This window comes from Klebsiella sp. D-Nf1 (assembly GCF_002810515.1).
In the GTDB taxonomy this organism is placed as follows: domain Bacteria; phylum Pseudomonadota; class Gammaproteobacteria; order Enterobacterales; family Enterobacteriaceae; genus Klebsiella; species Klebsiella variicola.
Genome location: NZ_PIOK01000010.1, coordinates 1 through 20846, shown reverse-complemented (window position 1 = coordinate 20846; position 20846 = coordinate 1). Strand labels below are relative to the sequence as shown.

The window sequence follows — 20846 nt, the reverse complement described above, 5'->3', positions numbered from 1 at the left end:
ACGTTCTACTTAATGTGAACCAAGCTATAAGCGGCTGCAATCACAATCGCTCTGGCAATCATGGGGAGATGTTGGTTTTTTGAACTGCTTCAAATTTCATCGGGTCGAATTCTTCCTGCACGGCATCAGTTCAGGTCGGAAGATGAATTTTTTTCATTTTAGAGGCCTATTCCTCACTCTTTACGCAGATTTTTCTATTGACGCCCGCGCGCTTTTCCGTCATTTTTACATCTGGACGTCTAAACGTATAGAAGTTCGCAATATAACAGCCATTACATGCGATTGATGAGGTAAGGTATGAGCTTTTTTCACGCCAATCAGCGGGAAGCCCTGAATCAGAGCCTGGCGGAAGTCCAGGGCCAGATTAATGTGTCTTTTGAATTCTTTCCGCCGCGCACCAGTGAAATGGAGCAAACCCTGTGGAAATCCATCGATCGCCTGAGCAGTCTGAAACCGAAATTTGTTTCGGTAACCTATGGCGCGAACTCTGGCGAGCGCGATCGCACCCACAGCATCATCAAAGGCATTAAAGAGCGAACCGGTCTGGAAGCAGCGCCGCACCTGACCTGTATCGATGCCTCTCGTGATGAGCTGCGTACTATCGCTCAGGATTACTGGAACAACGGTATTCGCCATATCGTCGCCCTGCGCGGCGACCTGCCGCCGGGCAGCGGTAAACCGGATATGTATGCCGCCGATCTGGTGACGCTGCTGAAAGAGGTGGGCGATTTCGATATCTCTGTCGCCGCGTATCCGGAAGTGCATCCGGAAGCGAAAAGCGCACAGGCGGATTTGCTGAACCTGAAGCGTAAAGTCGAGGCGGGCGCCAACCGCGCGATCACCCAGTTCTTCTTCGATGTGGAAAGCTACCTGCGTTTTCGCGATCGCTGCGTTTCGGCGGGCATCGACGTGGAAATCATTCCGGGTATCCTGCCGGTCTCCAACTTTAAACAGGCGAAAAAGTTTGCGGATATGACCAACGTCCGTATCCCGGTGTGGATGTCGAAAATGTTCGAAGGGCTGGATAACGACGCCGAAACCCGTCAGCTGGTGGGGGCGAATATCGCCATGGACATGGTGAAGATTTTAAGCCGGGAAGGGGTAAAAGACTTCCACTTCTATACCCTGAACCGCGCCGAGATGAGCTACGCCATCTGCCATACGCTGGGCGTGCGTCCGGCCTGAGTGCTTGCCGTTTCCGCGGTCAGTAGGCGGCGCGTTCGACAGATAGACATAAAAAAACACCCGGCTGATGCCGGGTGTTTTGCTCTGGGTTATTCCCATTCCTGCAGGAAGCGCTGACCGTATTGGTCGGCCACCAACAGCGCGGCGTAGACCTGGTCTGAGTCGACGCCGCCCGGCATATTGTGAATGGTTTCGCCTTCAGCGCAGGCGGCTTCCGCCACCAGGCGCATTTTGGTTGGGATGTCGCCTTTGATATCGAGCTGCGCCAGGGTGATCGGCAGCCCAACGCTGTGGCACAGCGCGGCGACGGTCTCTATTTCGTCCACCGGCGCATTTTCCAGCACCAGCTGCGTCAGGGTACCGAACGCCACTTTTTCCCCGTGATAATAGTGGTGGGCGTCAGGGATGGCCGTCATGCCGTTATGAATCGCGTGCGCCGCCGCCAGACCGCCGCTTTCGAAACCAACGCCGCTCAGGTAGGTGTTGGCTTCCACCACTCGCTCCAGCGCCGGGGTGACCACGTGCTGTTCGGCGGCCAGCATCGCTTTTTCACCCTCTTCGAGTAAGGTGTTGTAGCACAGCTCGGCCAGTGCCAGCGCCGCCTGGGTGCATTTCCCGCCCGCCATGGTGGTGGCGCCGCTACGGGAGCAGGCGCGGGCTTCGAACCAGGTGGCCAGCGCATCGCCAATCCCGGCGGCCAGCAGGCGCGCCGGTGCGCCGGCAACAATCTGCGTATCGACAATGACCATGTTGGGGTTGTGCGGCAGCATCAGGTAGCTGTCGAACTCCCCTTCGTCGGTGTAAATCACCGAGAGCGCGCTGCACGGCGCATCGGTGGAGGCGATGGTGGGGGCGATCGCCACCGGCACATTCATAAAGTGAGCCAATGCTTTTGCGGTATCCAGCGTTTTACCACCGCCGATCCCCAGCACGGCGGTGCACTTCGCACTGCCGGCGATATCGCGCAGGCGATTGATTTCATTATGCGAACACTCACCGCCAAACGGCGCGATTTCGGCCGCCAGGCCAGCGTCGGCCAGGCTTTTACGCAGCATCTCTTCCGCAAACCCCAGTACGAACTTATCGCCGACTACCAGCCAGCGTTCGGCCAGCGGCTTCAGATAGTCGCCGAGGCGCTTGATGGCGCCTGCGCCCTGAATGTATTTGCCTGGTGATTGAATAATGCGATCCATTTCGATTCCTCCTCGATGACCGTGCTGCCGCCCGCAGGCGGCTCGCGGGTCCGGTTACAGGTTTAGCGTGCCAAAGGCGTTATTCCAGTCCTGTTCAAACTTCTCTATGGCTGACTCTACCGCAGGGGTGCCGAGCATTTGTTGCGCTACATCTAGTGGAAGGGTGATGGCTTCGCAGCCGGCCAGCAGGCAATCCAGCGCCTGACGGGGCGTTTTGAAGCTCGCCGCCAGCACTTTGCTCTCGGGCGCATGCATTTCCAGCAGAGATTGCAGCTCCTGTACCATGCGGATGCCGTCTCCGCCCTGGGCGTCAACGCGGTTAACGTAAGGCGCGACGTACTTTGCGCCGGCTAGTGCGGCCAGCAGGCCTTGCGAAGCGCTGTAGACGGCGGTGCCAAGGGTCGGGATGCCTTCCTTCTTCAGCATTTTGATAGCGGCGAGGCCTTCGGCGGTCACCGGGATTTTAACCACGATGCCCGGCACGGCGTTGCTCAGGCGTTTAGCTTCTTCCACCATGCCCTGCGCATCGCGGCTCATGGTCTGCGCGAAGAGGGTGCCCTCCGGACCGATGGCTTTCTGCAGGCGTGGGAGCACGTCCCATACCGGGGTTTTACCGGCGGCGATAATGCTCGGGTTGGTGGTTACCCCGGCCAGCGGGTAGATGCGGGCCAGGCGTTCCACTTCGGCGACGTTGGCGGTATCCAGATAGAGTTCCATCGTGTTTTCCTCAATGCTTAATTCGATATTGTCGTTGAGGTAAGCATACGGCTTTCGTTCGAAGGACCGCCAGATGACAAATTTGCCAAAAACTGGATAAATGTACGCATCACGATTAAGGATGATTTAGATCACATTTATCGGCGATGGTGGGGTTGGGCAGCAATAAAAGCGCGCACAAAAGTCAGGTTTAACACACAAAAATCTAGTTTTTAGCCGGAGAAGATATTTCCGTTAACTGGCTATGATACTGACGGCGGTATTCAGACGGCGAGCGCTCGGTGGTTTTGCGAAACAGGCGGCAGAAATAATTGCTGTCGGCGAAGCCGCAGGCGTGGGCGATATCTTTCACTTTCATATCGTGGCCCTTCAGCAGCATACGGGCCTGTTCAAGACGAATATGGTTCAGATATTCATTGAAGCCCATTGGCCCGCATTTCTGGAACAGGTGAGAAAGATAGTTGGGGGAGAGATAGAACGCCTGGGCCACCGATTCCCGGCTCAGCGGCTCTGCATAATGGGCGTCCATGTACTGGCGGATTGCCTCAAACAGCGCCTGGCTGCGCGAGGAGGTTTGCGCCTGGCTGCCGAGAAGGTCATGGCAGTGGCTGAGCAGGCTGACGACAATGCTGCGGGCGGTTCGCTGCTCCTGCGGCTGCATCCGGAGCTCATTGAGCGCCTGCAGCAGAAATGAACCGACGCGCGGCCCGCGGCGCAGCGCCTGCCGCTTTTCGACAACGGTTATCGCCTTGCCATTCCAGTGCTGCAGCGAGCACTCCAGTCGCTGCTTATCGAACAGGATACTTAACAGCAGGCAGGGCGCCTGCCACTGCGGGCAGTTCCAGCTATCGCGAGGGATATAGAGCACGTCGTTCGCCTCAAGAGGGCTGGCGTTTTCGCCGAGTGCCCGGTCGGGCAACTGCCCATTGATGATGATGTTCAGACGGGGAAAATCAACCTGCACTACCGGCTCAGCAGGCGAGCGCATCTCGCCGGCAAAATAGACCCGGCCGATACCATTCTGCTTTTTTAGGAATGAATCAATAAGTTGATTGATATCGTTGTCCATCATTCTTCCGTTCAGCGCATCACCTCTTTCATCATACCGGACATTTTTCCAGCGGTAAAAGCGCTTGCCAGTCATGCTTGCTTCCCAGATAAGATATGTTATATCGTAACAATTTGTCGCCATTGATATCAAACTCAGGAGAGAGTAATGACCAGAAAGATCCCCCTGCTGGCCTTTGGATTCGGCATGGTGCTAGCCAGCGCCCAGGTGTTTGCCCACGGCAATCATAACCATGGCCCGGCGTTAACCGACGTCGAGCGTCAGGCCAGTGAAGGCATTTTTGCGGATAAAAATGTGCAGGACCGCGCGCTGAGCGACTGGGAGGGCGTCTGGCAGTCGGTAAACCCGTATCTGCTCAATGGCGACCTCGATCCGGTGCTGGAGCAGAAGGCGAAAAAGCCCGGCGGCAAGAGCGTCGAGGAGTATCGCGCCTATTATAAGAAGGGCTACGCCACCGATGTGGAGCAGATTGGCATTGAAAATGATGTGATTGAGTTCCACGTTGGCGATGTCGTCAACAGCTGCAAATACCGCTATTCAGGCTACAAAATTCTGCATTACGCCTCCGGCAAGAAGGGCGTACGTTACCTGTTTGAGTGCCAGCAGGGCGATGCCAACGCGCCGAAATTTGTGCAGTTCAGCGACCATATCATTGGCCCGCGTAAATCGCAGCATTTCCATATTTTCATGGGCAATGAATCACAGGAGGCGTTGCTGAAAGAGATGGATAACTGGCCGACCTATTATCCGTATGCGCTGCATAAAGAGCAGATTGTTGATGAGATGCTGCACCACTAGAACAGGTGAAAATCCCCCGACCGGGCGGCCGGGGGAGAGAGACTTCGATTAGCCGGTGTTACGCATACCGGCGGCAACGCCGGCGATGGTGACCATCAGCGCTTGTTCAACGCGCGGATCCGGGTCCTTGCCTGCTTCTTCGGCCTGGCGTGAACGGTGCAGCAGTTCCGCCTGCAGGACGTTCAGCGGGTCGGTATAGATATTACGCAGCTGGATAGACTCGGCGATCCACGGCAGGTCGGCCATCAGATGGGAGTCGTTGGCGATGGCCAACACGACGTTGATGTCGGCAGCCAGCAGCTTACGCAGCTCGGTACCCAGCGCCCACAGCTCCGGCTTCACCAGGCGCTGATCGTAATACTCTGCCAGCCACAGGTCAGCCTTCGAGTAAACCATCTCCAGCATGCCGAGGCGGGTAGAGAAGAACGGCCAGTCGCGACACATCGCTTCCAGTTCACTCTGTTTTCCACCTTCGACCACCTTCTGCAGCGCGGCACCAGCGCCCAGCCAGGCTGGTAGCATCAGGCGGTTCTGCGTCCAGGCGAAGATCCACGGAATAGCGCGCAGTGACTCGACGCCGCCGGTTGGGCGACGTTTTGCCGGACGCGAACCCAGCGGCAGTTTGCCCAGCTCCTGCTCCGGGGTCGCGGAGCGGAAATAAGGGACGAAATCTTTGTTTTCACGCACGTAGCCGCGGTACATCTTGCAGGAGACGTCGGAAAGCTCAGCCATGATCTCGCGCCATTCGGCTTTCGGTTCCGGCGGCGGCAGCAGGTTGGCTTCCAGAATGGCGCTGGTATACAGCGACAGACTGCTGATGGTCACTTCCGGCAGGCCGTACTTAAAGCGGATCATCTCGCCCTGCTCGGTGACGCGCAGACCGCCTTTCAGGCTTCCCGGCGGCTGTGAGAGGAGCGCAGCGTGGGCTGGCGCACCGCCGCGGCCGATGGAACCGCCGCGTCCGTGGAACAGCGTCAGTTCGATACCGGCTTTCTCACAGGTTTTGATCAGCGCGTCCTGCGCCTGGTACTGCGCCCAGGAGGCGGCCATCACGCCAGCATCTTTGGCGGAGTCAGAATAGCCAATCATGACCATCTGCTTGCCCTGGATAAAGCCGCGGTACCAGTCGATATTCAGCAGCTGAGTCATGACATCGTTGGCGTTGTTCAGGTCGTCCAGCGTTTCGAACAGCGGGGCCACCGGCAGAGCAAAACCAATCCCGGCCTCTTTCAGCAGCAGATGAACCGCCAGCACGTCGGACGGCGTTTTCGCCATCGAGATCACGTAGGCGGCGATCGATCCGCGCGGCGCCTCGGCGATCACTTTGCAGGTGTCGAGGACTTCACGGGTCTCTTCGCTTGGCTCCCACTGGCGCGGCAGCAGCGGACGTTTGGAATTCAGTTCGCGGATCAGGAAAGCCTGTTTGTCAGCTTCTGACCAGCTTTCGTAATCGCCGATCCCGAGGTAACGGGTCATTTCCCCCAGCGCTTCGGTATGGCGAGTGCTTTCCTGACGGATATCAATACGCACCAGCGGTACGCCGAAAGACTTCACGCGGCGCAGGGTATCGAGCAGCTCGCCGTTGGCGATAATGCCCATGCCGCAGGCCTGCAGCGACTTATAGCAGGCGTACAGCGGCTCCCACAGCTGCTCGTTCTGAGTGATCAGTCCCGCCGGTTTCGGCAGCTTCTGACCTTTCAGGCGCGCTTCCAGCCAGGCCTGGGTCTCCATCAGCTGAGTGCGCAGTTTCTTCATCAGATAACGGTACGGTTCCTGAGCGCCCTCGGCGCCAGCCAGGGCGCGCAGCTCGTCGGTACACTCCACCATCGACAGCTCGGAGATCAGCACCTGCACGTCTTTGAGGAACAGGTCGGTCGCTTTCCAGCGGCTGAGCAGCAGCACGTGGCGGGTGATGTCGGCGGTCACGTTCGGGTTGCCGTCGCGGTCGCCGCCCATCCACGAGGTGAAGCGCACCGGGACGAAGTCCACCGGCAGCTGATAGCCAAGGTTGGCTTCCAGCTGTTCGTTCAGCTCGCGCAGATAGTTAGGCACCCCTTCCCACAGGCTGTTTTCCACCACGGCAAAGCCCCATTTGGCTTCGTCGACCGGAGACGGGCGGTATTTACGGATCTCGTCGGTATGCCAGGACTGGGCGATCAGCTGGCGCAGGCGGCGCATCAGCTGATGGTGTTCGTAGTCGGCGATGTCTTTATTGTCCAGTTGCTTGAGGCAGCTGTTCACTTCCACCATTTTATGGATCAGCGTCCGGCGGGTGATCTCGGTCGGGTGGGCGGTTAATACCAGCTCCAGAGACAGAGATTCCACCGCTTTTTTGATGGTGTCTTCGTTGAGATTGGGTTGGTCTTTGAGCTTTCTCAGGGTACGCGCAATGACTTCCGGATTGCTGGCCGCTTCGCCATTCGGCGAAATGCTGTGGTACTGCTCAGCGGTGTTCGCCAGATTCAGAAACTGGCTGAAGGCACGGGCAACCGGCAGCAGTTCGTCGTTAGACAAATTCTGCAGCGTGGTCAGCAGCTCCTGGCGGTTGGCTTCGTTGCCGGCACGTGAAGACTTGGACAACTTACGGATAGTTTCGACACGATCAAGAATATTTTCTCCCAATGCATCCTTGATGGTATCGCCCAGCACCTTGCCGAGCATACTGACATTACTACGCAATGCGGAATATTGTTCGTTCATGTTACCCCAGACACCCCATCTCATTTTATTTTGTTATATCCGCTGCGCTGGAACGTGAGCAACGGATAAGCAACCCGTCTTTTATAAAGCCACGTAAATACCCCCACGTCAATTACTGCGAAATCGCTTCAGCAAACGAGTAAATCGCCGTAATTTGCGAAATTTAACTCAGGGGTCGCTGGATAAGCATCGCTTATGGAAATGTGACGATCGTCACCGTTCCGCCCCGGGAGAACGGGGCGGAAAAAGAGGGTGATTTTAGTGCCAGCAGAAGTGATGAACCACCTGGCTAATCAGCTCCCGGGTCGGCTTGATAAAGCGCGTCTCCAGATACTCGTCAGGCTGATGGGCCTGATTGATGGAACCCGGGCCGAGAACCAGCGTCGGACACAGCGTCTGGATAAACGGCGCTTCGGTGCAGTAGTTCACCACGTCGGTCTGCGCGCCGAGCAGTTTCTCAACCACCTGTACCAGCTTATGGTCCGGCGGGCATTCGTAGCCGGGGATCGGCGGGTGCAGCTCTGAGACCGTCAGGCGGCCCGGCCAGCGCTCACTGACGGGCGCCAGCGCTTCGTCCAACAGACCATTAAGGTCGTTGAGGGTCATCCCCGGCAGCGGGCGGATATCCATATGCAGTTCGCAGCAGGCGCAGATACGGTTTGAGGCATCGCCGCCATGGATAGCGCCCAGGTTAAGGGTCGGGTAAGGGACCGTGAACGCCTCGAAGTGGTAGCGCTCTTTTAGCAGATCGCGCAGCTGCATAATGCGGCCGATGGCGTCGTGCATCAGCTCAATCGCGTTGACTCCGCGCGCCGGATCGCTGGAGTGGCCGGACTGGCCCTGAATACGGATCGCGTTGGACATATGTCCTTTGTGGGCGCGGATCGGCTGCAGGGAGGTGGGCTCGCCGATAATGGCGCAGTCCGGGCGCAGCTGGGTGGTTTCGGCAAAATAGCGCGCGCCAGCCATGCTGGTCTCTTCGTCGGCGGTGGCCAGAATATACAGCGGTTTTTTCAGCGTGGTGACGTCGACATCGCGCAGGGCGTCGAGAATAAAGGCGAAGAAGCCTTTCATGTCAGCCGTGCCGAGGCCGTAGAGCTTGTTATCGTGTTCGGTGAGGGTGAACGGATCCCGCGTCCAGCGGCCATCATCGAATGGCACGGTATCGGTATGCCCGGCGAGCAGCAGGCCGCCGGCGCCGTGTCCGGTGCTGGCCAGCAGGTTGAATTTATGGCGCGTATCCGGCACCGGCTGTACCTCAACATTGAAGCCGAGATCGCGGAACCAGCCTGCCAGCAAATTGATTAAAGACTCATTGCTTTGATCGAGAGCCTCTTCGGTCGCGCTGATGGACGGTGTGGCGATCAACGCGCGGTAAATCTCGATAAAGGGCGGTAAATTGTTTTTCATTGTTGACACACCTTGGGTCGTGATAGTATCAATATTCATGCATTTATTGTGAATAAAAATACAATATCGTTGAGCGTAAGAAAACCCATCGAATGTAAGGAGATGCGCTTCCAATGTTAAATACGCTGATTGTGGGTGCCAGTGGTTATGCCGGCGCAGAGCTGGTGACCTATATCAATCGTCATCCGCATATGAACATAACCGCTTTGACGGTCTCCGCGCAAAGCAATGATGCGGGAAAATTAATTTCCGACCTGCATCCGCAGCTCAAAGGCATTGTCGATATGCCGCTGCAGCCGATGTCCGATATCAGCGAATTCAGCGCTGGCGTGGACGTGGTGTTTCTCGCCACCGCGCACGAAGTGAGTCACGACCTGGCGCCGCAGTTCCTTGCCGCCGGCTGCGTGGTGTTCGATCTTTCCGGTGCCTTCCGCGTTAACGATGGGGCGTTCTACGAAAAATATTACGGTTTCACTCATCAACATCCCGACCTGCTCAAACAGGCGGTGTATGGTCTGGCGGAGTGGAGCGCGGATGCGCTTAAAGAAGCGCAGTTAATCGCGGTGCCTGGCTGCTATCCGACGGCGGCGCAGCTGTCGCTGAAGCCGCTAATTGATGCCAATCTGCTGGATCTGAACCAGTGGCCGGTGATCAACGCCACCAGCGGGGTGAGCGGCGCGGGTCGTAAAGCCGCGATCAGCAATAGCTTCTGTGAAGTGAGCCTGCAGCCATACGGCATATTTAACCATCGCCATCAGCCGGAGATTGCCAGCCACCTCGGGGCAAAGGTGATTTTTACCCCGCACCTGGGTAATTTTAAGCGCGGCATCCTTGAAACCATTACCTGCCGCCTGAAGCCGGGCGTCGGCCACGCGCAGATCGCAGCGGTTTACCAGCAGGCTTACGCCGATAAACCGCTGGTACGTTTATATGATAAAGGCGTACCCGCATTGAAAAGCGTCGAGGGTCTGCCATTCTGTGATATCGGTTTTGCCGTGCAGGACGACCATCTCATCGTCGTCGCAGCAGAAGATAACCTACTGAAAGGCGCCGCAGCGCAGGCAGTGCAGTGCGCGAATATTCGTTTCGGCTTCGCTGAGACGCAGTCTCTTATTTAAGGTGTGATGATGAACCCATTAATTATCAAACTCGGCGGCGTATTACTCGATAGCGAAGAAGCGCTGGAGCGCCTGTTTACCGCGCTGGTTAACTACCGTGAAGCGCACCAGCGTCCGCTGATTATTGTCCACGGCGGCGGCTGCGTGGTGGATGAGCTGATGAAACAGCTTAATCTGCCGGTGAAAAAGAAAAATGGCCTGCGGGTTACGCCTGCCGATCAGATTGACATTATTACTGGCGCGCTGGCGGGAACGGCCAACAAGACGCTGCTGGCATGGGCGAAAAAGCACGGTCTGGCCTCTGTCGGCCTGTTCCTCGGCGATGGCGATAGCGTGAAGGTCACGCAGCTGGATGCCGAGCTGGGCCATGTCGGGCTGGCGCAGCCGGGCTCCCCGGCGCTGATCAACACCCTGTTGGCGGGCGGTTACCTGCCAGTGGTGAGCTCTATCGGGGTGACCGATGAAGGCCAGCTGATGAACGTCAATGCTGACCAGGCGGCGACAGCGCTGGCGGCCACCCTGGGGGCGGATCTGATCCTGCTGTCTGATGTCAGCGGTATCCTCGACGGTAAAGGACAGCGCATTGCCGAGATGACCGCCGAGAAAGCGGAGCAGCTGATCGAGCAGGGCATTATCACTGACGGCATGATTGTTAAAGTGAATGCGGCCCTTGACGCCGCACGTGCCCTGGGCCGTCCGGTGGATATCGCCTCCTGGCGTCACGCCGAGCAGCTGCCAGCGTTATTTAACGGCACGCCGATCGGCACACGTATTCTGGCTTAAGATTTCATGCCCGGCGGCGCGTCGTCTGCCGGGCTTACAGACTGTAGGCCGGGCGGCACAATGCCGCCGGCAGAACTAACGAATAAAGGAAGCATGTTATGGCACTTTGGGGCGGGCGTTTTACACAGGCAGCAGATCAACGGTTCAAACAGTTCAACGACTCGTTGCGCTTCGACTATCGTCTGGCGGAGCAGGATATCGTTGGCTCTGTCGCCTGGTCGAAAGCGCTGGTAACGGTCGGCGTTCTGAGTGCCGCTGAACAGCAGCAGCTGGAAGAAGCGCTGAATGTGCTGCTGGAAGAGGTGCGCGCCAATCCGCAGCAAATCCTCGCCAGCGATGCCGAAGATATTCACAGCTGGGTGGAAGGCAAGCTGATCGATAAAGTGGGCCAGCTGGGCAAGAAACTGCACACCGGGCGCAGCCGTAACGACCAGGTCGCCACCGATCTTAAACTGTGGTGCAAAGATACCGTTGTCGAACTGCTGTCGGCGAATCGCCAGCTGCAGAGCGCGCTGGTGGAGACCGCCCAGCATAACCAGGACGCGGTGATGCCGGGGTACACTCACCTGCAGCGCGCGCAGCCAGTGACGTTCGCACACTGGTGTCTGGCCTACGTTGAAATGCTGGCGCGTGACGAAAGCCGCCTGCAGGACGCGCTGAAGCGCCTCGACGTTAGCCCGCTGGGCTGCGGCGCGCTGGCGGGGACGGCGTATGAAATCGACCGCGAGCAGCTGGCCGGCTGGCTGGGCTTTGCCTCTGCCACCCGCAACAGCCTCGACAGCGTTTCCGATCGCGACCATGTTCTGGAGCTGCTTTCCGATGCGTCTATTGGCATGGTGCATCTGTCGCGCTTTGCTGAAGATCTGATTTTCTTTAACTCCGGCGAGGCGAACTTCGTCGAGCTTTCTGATCGCGTGACCTCCGGCTCCTCCCTGATGCCGCAGAAGAAAAACCCGGACGCGCTGGAATTAATTCGTGGTAAATGCGGCCGCGTGCAGGGCGCGTTGACCGGCATGATGATGACGCTGAAAGGTCTGCCTCTGGCCTACAACAAAGACATGCAGGAAGATAAAGAGGGGCTTTTCGACGCCCTGGATACCTGGCTCGACTGCCTGCATATGGCGACCCTGGTGCTGGATGGCATCCAGGTGAAACGCCCGCGCTGTGCGGAAGCGGCGCAGCAGGGCTATGCCAACGCTACAGAGCTGGCAGATTATCTGGTGGCGAAAGGCGTTCCGTTCCGTGAAGCGCACCATATTGTTGGTGAGGCGGTAGTGGAAGCCATTGCGCAAGGGAAACCGCTGGAAGCGCTGCCCCTGGCCGATCTGCAGAAATTCAGTCCGGTCATCGCAGACGATGTTTATCCGATTCTGTCTCTGCAGTCCTGCCTCGATAAACGCGCAGCGAAAGGCGGCGTTTCGCCGCAGCAGGTGGCGCAGGCTATCAGCGACGCGAAAGCGCGCCTGAGCTAATTCACTGGCATCCACCTTTCTGAACCCGGCCGAGCCTGACGACGCCGGGTTTTTTATGCAAAAAAAAGCGGACACAAGGTCCGCAAAAGTTCACGTTGGCTTTAGTTGTTCGGGTAGAGAAACAGTGTGACGGGCCAATGATTTTCACAGGTTTACCGTCTCTATGGGCGTATTATTGAACAGAAAGCTTGATAGGGATAATCGTTCGTTGCTATGCTATCTATCGCCATGGACTATCGTGGCGATGGAGGATGAATAATGAATATTCGCGATCTTGAATACCTGGTAGCGCTCGCCGAACACCGCCACTTCCGGCGGGCGGCTGACTCATGCCACGTGAGCCAACCGACGCTCAGCGGACAGATCCGCAAGCTCGAGGATGAACTTGGCGTCATGCTGCTGGAGCGCACCAGCCGTAAGGTTCTGTTTACCCAGGCGGGGCTGTTGCTGGTGGATCAGGCGCGTACCGTGTTACGCGAAGTAAAAGTGCTCAAGGAGATGGCAAGCCAACAAGGGGAAACCATGTCCGGGCCGCTGCACATCGGCTTGATCCCGACAATTGGCCCGTATCTGCTGCCGCAAATCATTCCGATGCTGCACCAAACCTTTCCGAAACTGGAAATGTACCTGCACGAAGCGCAGACCCATCAGCTGCTGGCCCAGCTCGACAGCGGCAAGCTCGACTGCGCCATTCTGGCGCTGGTCAAAGAGAGCGAGGCCTTTATCGAGGTGCCGCTGTTTGATGAGCCGATGATGCTGGCTATCTATGAGGATCACCCGTGGGCGAACCGCGACCGCGTGCCGATGTCGGATCTGGCTGGTGAAAAGCTGCTGATGCTGGAGGATGGCCACTGTCTGCGCGATCAGGCGATGGGCTTTTGCTTTGAAGCGGGAGCGGATGAAGATACCCACTTCCGGGCGACCAGTCTGGAAACGCTACGCAATATGGTGGCGGCAGGCAGCGGCATTACCTTGCTGCCTGCGCTGGCGGTACCGCAGGAAAGAAAACGCGATGGCGTGGTCTATCTGCCATGCATTAAGCCAGAGCCAAGACGAACCATCGGCCTGGTTTACCGTCCGGGCTCACCGCTGCGCAGCCGCTATGAACATCTGGCGGAGGCCATCCGCGGTACGATGGATGGCCATTTCGACAAGGCGTTAAAACAGGCGGTTTAAGCCGTTCAGCGCGGCGACCCGATACGCTTCCGCCATGGTCGGGTAGTTAAAGGTGGTGTTGACGAAGTACTCAATGGTGTTACCACCACCTTTCTGCTCCATGATCGCCTGGCCGATGTGAATGATTTCGGCTGCGCGTTCGCCAAAGCAGTGAATGCCGAGGATCTCCTTGGTCTCCCGATGGAACAGGATCTTCAGGGTTCCCACGCTCATGCCAACGATTTGCGCCCGTGCCAGGTGTTTAAACTGGGCGCGACCCACCTCATACGGCACTTTCATTGCCGTCAGCTGCTGCTCGGTTTTCCCGACGGAGCTGATTTCCGGAATGGTGTAGATCCCGGTGGGGATATCTTCAATCAGATGCGCTGAAGCTTCGCCTTTCACCAGCGCCTGGGCGGCAATGCGCCCTTGATCGTAAGCGGCAGAAGCCAGGCTTGGATAGCCGATGACATCGCCAACCGCATAGACGTGCGGGAGGGCGGTCTGGTACATGCTGTTGACCTTCAGCTGGCCGCGGCTGTCAGTCTGCAGACCGATGTTTTCCAGCGCCAGGGTGTCGGTATTGCCGGTGCGCCCGTTGGCGTACAGCAGGCAATCGGCCTTCAGCTTTTTGCCGGACTTCAGGTGCATGATCACGCCGTCATCCACACCCTCAATTTTCTCATACTCCTCGTTGTGGCGAATGACCACGCCGCTGTTCCAGAAGTGATAAGAGAGCGAGTCTGACATCTCCTGATCGAGGAAGGCCAGCAGACGATCGCGGGTGTTGATCAGATCGACCTTCACCTCCATGCCGCGGAAGATCGACGCATATTCGCAACCGATCACCCCGGCGCCGTAAATGATCACGTGGCGCGGCTCATGCTGCAGGCTGAGAATTGAATCGCTGTCATAGATGCGCGGGTGGTGGAAATCGACATCGGCCGGATGGTAGGGACGTGACCCGCAGGCGATAACGAATTTCTCCGCGGTCACCGTCTCGACCGTGCCGTCATGGCATTCCAGCGCCAGAGTATGTTCATCAACGAAGTGCGCGTTGCCCTGCAGAATTTCACAGTGGTTGCGCTCATAGAATCCCTGGCGCATATGAGTCTGCTGGTTGATGACGCTGTCGGCATGGTTGAGGATGTCGGCGAAAGAAGAGCGAAGAAGGCGGGAGTGGTCGCTGTAGAGGGGGTTTTGGTTAAACTCGATAATACGGCTGACGGCATGGCGGAGGGCTTTCGACGGGATGGTGCCCCAGTGGGTGCAACCGCCGCCGACATTATGGTAGCGCTCAATGACGGCAACGCGTACTCCCTGTTTCACCAGTCCCATGGCGGCGCCTTCGCCGCCAGGACCGGAACCAATCACTATTGCATCATAATCCCAAGAGTGTGACATGGCATTACTCACCTGTTTTATACATAAAATAAACACGATGATAACATTCGCTGCGCTTTAACCCAATTATCGTTGTGCTTTTTTGCGGCATAAAAGCAGAAACGGCTCGTAAACAATCATTCACAATCCAGTGCAAACCGATTAGTTTTAATCTCTGGTATAGTGCCAGCAGGGCTATTGGAAGGATTCATACATCGTGATGGGCGTAAGAGCACAACAAAAAGAAAAAACCCGCCGTTCGCTGGTGGAAGCAGCATTCAGCCAACTTAGCGCTGAGCGGAGTTTCGCCAGCCTGAGCTTGCGCGAAGTGGCGCGGGAAGCTGGGATCGCGCCGACGTCCTTTTATCGTCATTTTCGCGATGTCGATGAGTTAGGCCTGACGATGGTCGATGAGAGCGGACTGATGCTGCGCCAGCTGATGCGCCAGGCGCGCCAGAGAATTGCTAAAGGCGGCAGCGTGATCCGTACCTCGGTCTCCACCTTTATGGAGTTTATCGGTAACAATCCGAACGCCTTCCGCTTGCTGTTGCGAGAGCGCTCGGGAACCTCTGCGGCGTTTCGCGCCGCCGTCGCGCGCGAGATCCAGCACTTTATCGCGGAACTCGCCGACTATTTAGAACTCGAAAACCATATGCCGCGCGCCTTCACCGAAGCGCAGGCTGAAGCTATGGTCACCATCGTCTTTAGCGCTGGCGCGGAAGCGCTGGATGTCGGCCCTGAACAGCGCCGACAGCTGGAAGAACGGTTGGTGCTGCAGCTCAGAATGATCTCGAAAGGCGCGTATTACTGGTATCGCCGTGAACAAGAAAAAATGTCACATCATTCCGAATAACGTGAAGGACGAGCAATGAAACACTCAGTTCAAGATAAAGGTACGCTGCTGCTGGCGCTGATTGCCGGGTTATCCATTAATGGCGCCTTTGCGGCGCTGTTCAGTTCGATAGTTCCGTTTTCCGTCTTCCCGGTTTTATCCCTGCTGCTGACGGTCTACTGTCTGCATCAGCGCTATCAGAATCGCAGTATGCCCGTTGGGCTTCCGGGCCTGGCCGCCGCCTTTTTTATTCTCGGGGTGCTGTTGTACAGCACCGTCGTGCGTGCGGAGTATCCGGATATCGGCTCTAACTTCTTCCCGGCCGTCCTGTCAGTCGCGATGGTCTTCTGGATCGGTTACAAGATGCGTAACCGCAAAGATACGGCAGCCGAGTAAGCCGCCAACGGTAAAAAACCGGCAATATGACATTGCCGGTTTTTTTTGGCCTATTTCCGGGTCAGCAGGACGCCGCACTCCATGTGATGGGTGTACGGGAACTGATCGAACAGCGCCAGTCGGGTGACGTTGTGCGTCTGGCTTAACGTCTCCAGATTGCGGCACAGCGTTTCCGGGTTGCACGAAATGTACAGAATGCGCGGATAGGCCTGCACCATTTTTTCCGTTTCGCTGTCCAGTCCGCTGCGCGGCGGATCGACGAAAATGGTCTCGCACTGATAGCTTTGCAGATCGATACCCTGCAGACGGTTGAACTCCCGCACGCCATTCATCGCCTGAGTAAACTCTTCCGCCGCCATGCGGATAATCTGCACGTTGTCGATATGGTTAGCGGCGATGTTGTACTGCGCCGCAGCCACCGACGGTTTGGCGATTTCGGTGGCCAGCACGCGATCAAAATTACGCGCCAGCGCCAGCGAGAAGTTACCGTTGCCGCAGTACAATTCCAGCAGGTCACCGGTCGCCTCTTTGGTGACATCCAGCGCCCACTCCAGCATCTGAATGTTCATGGCCGCGTTCGGCTGGGTAAAGCTGTTTTCCACCTGACGGTAGATCATCTCTCGACCGCCAACCGCCAGGCGTTCATCTATATAGTCCTGATCGAGCTCGATTTTGGTTTTGGTCGCCCGTCCAATCAGATGCACATTGAGTCCCTGGGCTCGCAGGGCGTCACGCAGCGCCTCCGCTTGCTCACGCCAGGCATCATCGAGTTTTTTATGATACAGCAGCGAAACGACCGCCTGGTTGCTGAGGGTGGTCAGATAGTCAATCTGGAACAATTTATGGCGCAGCACGGGATTGTTGCGTACGCCCTCCAGCATGGCGGTCATCAGCTGATTGATAAGCGCGCTGGCGGCCGGAAAGCTGTCAACGCGAATCCGCGACCGGGTCTGCTGATCGAAAATAATATGGTACAGATCGTCGCCATCGTGCCACAGACGGAACTCGGCGCGCATCCGGTAGTGGCTGACCGGCGAACGAAACACTTCCGGAACCGGCGCGGCAAAAGGCGCCATCATGGTTTGCAAACGGACGACTTTTTCTGCCAGCTGCGCTTCGTATTGTTCGGTAGGAAGGTGTTCGGGGGTCATGATGCATCCTGAATAAAATAAGTACGCGGGGATTGTAGGGAAAGCGCCGGGGATGTCCAGCCTCGAATGTGGCGGGAAATATAATTAGCAGTCTGGACATCTATATGATTCTAATTGTAGCATTCGCCTACCGGTCCTGTGAGTTAAAAGGGAACCCAGTGGAAATCTGGGGCTGACGCGCAGCGGTAAGGAAGGTGAGAAATGAGCGCACTCGGTGCAGACACTGCGGCTAGCCGTGGGAAGTCATTATTTCTTGAAACAGCCTCCAAGCCCGAAGACCTGCCGGAATACGTCGCACTGGGTTTTATCGTCGCGAGCAACTGATAAAACCTGCGGCATCCTTTTTCTGTTTCGGATGCTTTTACAATGATTAAAAAAGCTTCGCTGATGACGGCTTTATCCGTCACGGCATTTTCCGGCTGGGCGCAGGATAGCAATTCAGATACGTTGGTGGTGACAGCAAACCGTTTTCAACAGCCGGTCAATACCGTGCTGGCGCCGACTGATATAGTGACGCGCGATGACATCGACCGCTGGCAGTCCAAAGATTTAAACGATGTTATGCGTCGTCTTCCCGGGGTCGATATTGCCCGCAACGGCGGCATGGGGCAGAGCGCTTCGCTGTATGTTCGGGGGACGGAGACTCGCCACGTGCTGGTGCTGATCGACGGTGTGCCGATGGCGCGTCCGGGGATCTCCAATGGCGTGGATATCAGTCAGATCCCTATCTCACTGGTCCAGCGGGTGGAATACATCCGTGGGCCGCGCTCCGCAGTCTACGGCTCCGGAGCGATCGGCGGGGTGGTGAACATTATCACCATGACCGACGCTGAGCGTTCGCAAATTAACGCCGGCGCGGGGACGAACGGCTATCAGTCCTACGATGGCGCCTTTAACAAGCGGTTTGGCGATACGCTGGTTACCGCTGCCGGCGCCTATCAGACCACCAAAGGGTTTAACGTTCAGCCAAACTCCTCTTATAGTGGCGACAGCGATCGCGACGGCTACCGCAATAAAATGCTGTGGGGCGGGGTACAGCATCAGTTCGATGACAACTTCTCAGGTTTTTTCCGCGGCTATGGTTATTCCGCCAACGCTGATTATGACCAGGGCAACTGGGGCTATGCAGGCGGAAACGATGAAGACCAGTCTTATACCCAGTCCTGGGATACCGGTCTGCACTACCACTCCGGGATTTACTCCTCTCAGCTGATTGCTAACTATCAGCGCATCAAAGATTACAACTACAGCAGCGATGCTGGCCGCTATGCCGCGGGCACCACCCTGGATGATATGGAACAGCGCTATATCCAGTGGGGAAATAATGTTGTGGTGGGCCATGGGGCAGTGAGCGGCGGCGTTGACTGGAAACAAGAGAAGCTGAAATCCAGCGGAACGACCAGTACCGACGTATATAAGCGTGATACCACCGGTCTCTATCTGACGGGCCAGCAGCAGATTGATAGCGTGACGCTGGAAGCTTCCGGCCGTGAGGATCATGACGAGCAGTTTGGCTGGCACGGAACCTGGCAGACGGCGGCAGGCTGGGAGTTTATCGACGGTTATCGGACAACGTTTTCGTACGGCACAGGATTCCTCGCCCCCTCCCTCGGGCAGCAGTACGGTGCAGAACGCTTTGGCATCGCCTCTAACCCGAACCTGAAACCCGAGGAGTCGAAGCAATGGGAAGCGGGCCTCGAAGGGTTAACGGGGCCGCTCGACTGGCGCCTCTCCGCGTATCGCTATGAGATTCAGAACCTCATCGATTACGACAACAACGCCTATTACAACGTCAAGTCTGCGACGATCAAGGGGCTGGAGTGGACGGGGAATGTCACCACCGGGCCGGTGGAGCACCATCTGACGCTGCAGTATGTTGACCCTCGCGATGATGAAACCAACAAGATCCTCTATCGCCGGGCGAAGCAGCAGGTGAAATACGAGCTGAACGGTCAGGTCTACGATCTGGGGTGGGATGTGACGTATCACTACATCGGCAAGCGTTACGATTATGACTACGACAACTCGCGTACCGTCAATATGGGTGGGTTGAGTCTCTGGGATGTCGGTTTATCGTATCCCGTCACCTCACACCTGACAGTTCGTGGTAAAATAGCCAACCTGTTCGATAAAGATTACGAGACAGTTTATGGCTACCAATCTGCAGGACGGGAATACACCTTGTCTGGCAGCTACACCTTCTGATCCACGTCCCACCGTGCTGGTGTTTGATTCCGGCGTCGGTGGGTTGTCGGTTTATAATGAGATTCGGCAGCTGCTGCCGAATCTGCATTACATCTATGCTTTCGATAACGTCGCTTTCCCATACGGTGAGAAGAGCGAGGAGTTTATCGTTGAGCGCGTTGTTGAAATCGTGACTGCCGTTCAGCAACGCTATCCACTGGCGCTGGCGGTGATCGCCTGCAACACCGCCAGTACCGTCTCGCTACCCGCCCTGCGTGAAAAGTTCGCCTTCCCTGTCGTTGGCGTGGTGCCGGCGATTAAGCCCGCCGCCCGCTTAACGGCGAACGGCATTGTTGGCCTGCTGGCGACCCGCGGTACCGTTAAGCGTCCTTATACCCGTGAGCTGATCGACCGCTTTGCCAATGAATGTCGGATTGAAATGCTGGGGTCGGCGGAGCTGGTGGAACTGGCGGAAGCGAAACTGCACGGCGAGCCTGTGCCGTTAGAAGAGCTGCGCCGTATCCTGCGCCCGTGGCTGCGGATGCAGGAGCCGCCGGATACGGTGGTGCTGGGCTGTACCCACTTTCCTCTTTTACAGGAGGAGCTGCAGCGCGTTCTGCCGGAGGGCACGCGGCTTATCGATTCTGGCGCGGCGATTGCCCGCCGCACCGCCTGGCTGTTAGAGCATGAAGCGCCGGACGCGAAATCCAGTGACGAGAATAAGGCATTCTGCATGGCGCTGACGGCAGAAACGGAACAACTTTTACCCGTTCTGCATCGCTATGGTTTCCCAACGCTGGAAAAATTACCGCTTTAAGGGTGTTTTGCACAAAAAAGAGACGGTTGAATAATTTTTTGAAAACAGGGCTTGTCAACGTCTCAGAACTCCCTATAATGCGCCTCCACTGACACGGAACAACGGCAAGCAAGCCGCCGGGTCAGCAGGGTTTCGGCGGTGAAGTTCAACGCTGAAAACCGACAGAGAAAAGCAAAATAAGCGCTTGACTCTGCATGAGGAAAACGTATTATACGGGACCTCGCAACGGTGAGCTGAAAGCCGCGTTGCAACTGCTCTTTAACAATTTATCAGACAATCTGTGTGGGCACTCAAAGTGACATGGATTCTTAACGTCCTCGGACGAAAAATGAATACCAAGTCTCTGAGTGAACATACGTAATTCATTACGAAGTTTAATTCACGAGCATCAAACTTAAATTGAAGAGTTTGATCATGGCTCAGATTGAACGCTGGCGGCAGGCCTAACACATGCAAGTCGAGCGGTAGCACAGAGAGCTTGCT

Annotated in this window: 17 protein-coding genes, 1 rRNA gene and 1 riboswitch; of the genes, 11 read left to right on the top strand and 7 right to left on the bottom strand. The window is 56.8% G+C overall.

Annotation, left to right across the window (positions count from 1 at the left end):
- Positions 1-297 precede the first annotated feature (297 nt).
- Entirely contained in the window at positions 298-1185 is an 888-nt protein-coding gene (gene metF / locus CWM54_RS25030) for a methylenetetrahydrofolate reductase (RefSeq protein ID WP_002882952.1), read from the top strand.
- A gap of 89 nt (positions 1186-1274) precedes the next feature.
- On the opposite strand, the gene gldA is transcribed toward metF, so the two are convergent.
- From gldA to CWM54_RS25015, 3 genes are all read right to left on the bottom strand, one after another.
- On the bottom strand, positions 1275-2378 hold the full coding sequence (gene gldA, locus CWM54_RS25025) for a bifunctional L-1,2-propanediol dehydrogenase/glycerol dehydrogenase (protein WP_016162055.1): 1104 nt from the start codon (positions 2376-2378) through the stop codon (positions 1275-1277).
- 54 nt (positions 2379-2432) lie between these two features.
- Positions 2433-3095 (bottom strand): fructose-6-phosphate aldolase, encoded by a 663-nt coding sequence (gene fsa, locus CWM54_RS25020; RefSeq protein WP_008807861.1) that lies wholly within the window; start codon positions 3093-3095, stop codon positions 2433-2435.
- Between the two features lie 205 nt (positions 3096-3300).
- Complete coding sequence (locus CWM54_RS25015; protein ID WP_165785969.1) at positions 3301-4287, bottom strand: AraC family transcriptional regulator; 987 nt, start codon at positions 4285-4287, stop codon at positions 3301-3303.
- Between the two features lie 24 nt (positions 4288-4311).
- Between CWM54_RS25015 and zinT the strand changes: the two genes are divergently transcribed.
- A complete protein-coding gene (gene zinT / locus CWM54_RS25010) occupies positions 4312-4962 on the top strand; it encodes a metal-binding protein ZinT (protein ID WP_100682027.1) in 651 nt (216 codons plus the stop codon).
- Positions 4963-5010: 48 nt separating this feature from the next.
- Here zinT and ppc read toward each other — a convergent pair whose 3' ends face one another.
- Both ppc and argE read right to left on the bottom strand, forming a co-directional pair.
- Positions 5011-7662 (bottom strand): phosphoenolpyruvate carboxylase, encoded by a 2652-nt coding sequence (gene ppc / locus CWM54_RS25005; RefSeq protein WP_061156227.1) that lies wholly within the window; start codon positions 7660-7662, stop codon positions 5011-5013.
- Positions 7663-7920: 258 nt separating this feature from the next.
- Positions 7921-9072: an acetylornithine deacetylase gene (gene argE, locus CWM54_RS25000; RefSeq protein WP_100632132.1), complete on the bottom strand. Its 1152-nt coding sequence runs from the start codon at positions 9070-9072 to the stop codon at positions 7921-7923.
- Between the two features lie 113 nt (positions 9073-9185).
- On the opposite strand from argE, the gene argC reads away from it, so the two are divergent.
- The 4 genes from argC to oxyR all read left to right on the top strand — a co-directional run bounded on the left by argC (position 9186) and on the right by oxyR (position 13621).
- Positions 9186-10190 (top strand): N-acetyl-gamma-glutamyl-phosphate reductase, encoded by a 1005-nt coding sequence (argC, locus tag CWM54_RS24995; protein ID WP_100698868.1) that lies wholly within the window; start codon positions 9186-9188, stop codon positions 10188-10190.
- A gap of 6 nt (positions 10191-10196) precedes the next feature.
- Positions 10197-10973 (top strand): acetylglutamate kinase, encoded by a 777-nt coding sequence (gene argB, locus CWM54_RS24990; RefSeq protein WP_100682028.1) that lies wholly within the window; start codon positions 10197-10199, stop codon positions 10971-10973.
- A 98-nt stretch (positions 10974-11071) separates the two neighbouring features.
- Positions 11072-12445, top strand: a complete 1374-nt coding sequence (argH, locus tag CWM54_RS24980) for an argininosuccinate lyase (RefSeq protein WP_023340882.1) — start codon at positions 11072-11074, stop codon at positions 12443-12445.
- 258 nt (positions 12446-12703) lie between these two features.
- A complete protein-coding gene (gene oxyR, locus CWM54_RS24970; RefSeq protein WP_008807853.1) occupies positions 12704-13621 on the top strand; it encodes a DNA-binding transcriptional regulator OxyR in 918 nt (305 codons plus the stop codon).
- Here oxyR and sthA read toward each other — a convergent pair.
- Complete coding sequence (gene sthA, locus CWM54_RS24965) at positions 13604-15004, bottom strand: Si-specific NAD(P)(+) transhydrogenase (protein ID WP_032731557.1); 1401 nt, start codon at positions 15002-15004, stop codon at positions 13604-13606. The genes oxyR and sthA overlap by 18 nt on opposite strands.
- A 196-nt stretch (positions 15005-15200) precedes the next feature.
- Here sthA and fabR point away from each other — a divergent pair, with 196 nt between their 5' ends.
- Positions 15201-15836, top strand: a complete 636-nt coding sequence (fabR, locus tag CWM54_RS24960; protein ID WP_004151856.1) for an HTH-type transcriptional repressor FabR — start codon at positions 15201-15203, stop codon at positions 15834-15836.
- A gap of 15 nt (positions 15837-15851) precedes the next feature.
- Positions 15852-16211: a YijD family membrane protein gene (locus CWM54_RS24955; protein ID WP_061156223.1), complete on the top strand. Its 360-nt coding sequence runs from the start codon at positions 15852-15854 to the stop codon at positions 16209-16211.
- Between the two features lie 50 nt (positions 16212-16261).
- Here CWM54_RS24955 and trmA read toward each other — a convergent pair whose 3' ends face one another.
- The gene (gene trmA, locus CWM54_RS24950) at positions 16262-17362 is read right to left on the bottom strand and encodes a tRNA (uridine(54)-C5)-methyltransferase TrmA (RefSeq protein ID WP_100698866.1); all 1101 of its coding nucleotides are present in this window, start codon (positions 17360-17362) and stop codon (positions 16262-16264) included.
- A gap of 114 nt (positions 17363-17476) precedes the next feature.
- Positions 17477-17664, top strand: a riboswitch (cobalamin riboswitch).
- Between the two features lie 64 nt (positions 17665-17728).
- On the opposite strand from trmA, the gene btuB reads away from it, so the two are divergent.
- The 3 genes from btuB to CWM54_RS24935 all read left to right on the top strand — a co-directional run.
- On the top strand, positions 17729-19567 hold the full coding sequence (gene btuB / locus CWM54_RS24945) for a TonB-dependent vitamin B12 receptor BtuB (RefSeq protein WP_100698864.1): 1839 nt from the start codon (positions 17729-17731) through the stop codon (positions 19565-19567).
- On the top strand, positions 19512-20363 hold the full coding sequence (murI, locus tag CWM54_RS24940) for a glutamate racemase (protein ID WP_008807849.1): 852 nt from the start codon (positions 19512-19514) through the stop codon (positions 20361-20363). The genes btuB and murI overlap by 56 nt, the downstream gene beginning before the upstream one ends.
- Positions 20364-20759: 396 nt before the next feature.
- A 16S ribosomal RNA gene (locus CWM54_RS24935) occupies positions 20760-20846 on the top strand; the annotation flags it as partial.

What these genes read in the sequence shown, in the direction of transcription:
- argH (WP_023340882.1), top strand. Translation starts at nt 11,072, where the DNA reads ATGGCACTTTGGGGCGGGCGTTTTACACAGGCAGCAGATCAACGGTTC.
- argC (WP_100698868.1), top strand. Translation starts at nt 9,186, where the DNA reads ATGTTAAATACGCTGATTGTGGGTGCCAGTGGTTATGCCGGCGCAGAG.
- gldA (WP_016162055.1), bottom strand. Translation starts at nt 2,378, where the DNA reads ATGGATCGCATTATTCAATCACCAGGCAAATACATTCAGGGCGCAGGC.
- btuB (WP_100698864.1), top strand. Translation starts at nt 17,729, where the DNA reads ATGATTAAAAAAGCTTCGCTGATGACGGCTTTATCCGTCACGGCATTT.
- zinT (WP_100682027.1), top strand. Translation starts at nt 4,312, where the DNA reads ATGACCAGAAAGATCCCCCTGCTGGCCTTTGGATTCGGCATGGTGCTA.
- metF (WP_002882952.1), top strand. Translation starts at nt 298, where the DNA reads ATGAGCTTTTTTCACGCCAATCAGCGGGAAGCCCTGAATCAGAGCCTG.
- argE (WP_100632132.1), bottom strand. Translation starts at nt 9,072, where the DNA reads ATGAAAAACAATTTACCGCCCTTTATCGAGATTTACCGCGCGTTGATC.
- sthA (WP_032731557.1), bottom strand. Translation starts at nt 15,004, where the DNA reads ATGTCACACTCTTGGGATTATGATGCAATAGTGATTGGTTCCGGTCCT.
- CWM54_RS25015 (WP_165785969.1), bottom strand. Translation starts at nt 4,287, where the DNA reads ATGGCGACAAATTGTTACGATATAACATATCTTATCTGGGAAGCAAGC.
- ppc (WP_061156227.1), bottom strand. Translation starts at nt 7,662, where the DNA reads ATGAACGAACAATATTCCGCATTGCGTAGTAATGTCAGTATGCTCGGC.
- oxyR (WP_008807853.1), top strand. Translation starts at nt 12,704, where the DNA reads ATGAATATTCGCGATCTTGAATACCTGGTAGCGCTCGCCGAACACCGC.
- fsa (WP_008807861.1), bottom strand. Translation starts at nt 3,095, where the DNA reads ATGGAACTCTATCTGGATACCGCCAACGTCGCCGAAGTGGAACGCCTG.
- murI (WP_008807849.1), top strand. Translation starts at nt 19,512, where the DNA reads ATGGCTACCAATCTGCAGGACGGGAATACACCTTGTCTGGCAGCTACA.
- trmA (WP_100698866.1), bottom strand. Translation starts at nt 17,362, where the DNA reads ATGACCCCCGAACACCTTCCTACCGAACAATACGAAGCGCAGCTGGCA.
- CWM54_RS24955 (WP_061156223.1), top strand. Translation starts at nt 15,852, where the DNA reads ATGAAACACTCAGTTCAAGATAAAGGTACGCTGCTGCTGGCGCTGATT.
- argB (WP_100682028.1), top strand. Translation starts at nt 10,197, where the DNA reads ATGATGAACCCATTAATTATCAAACTCGGCGGCGTATTACTCGATAGC.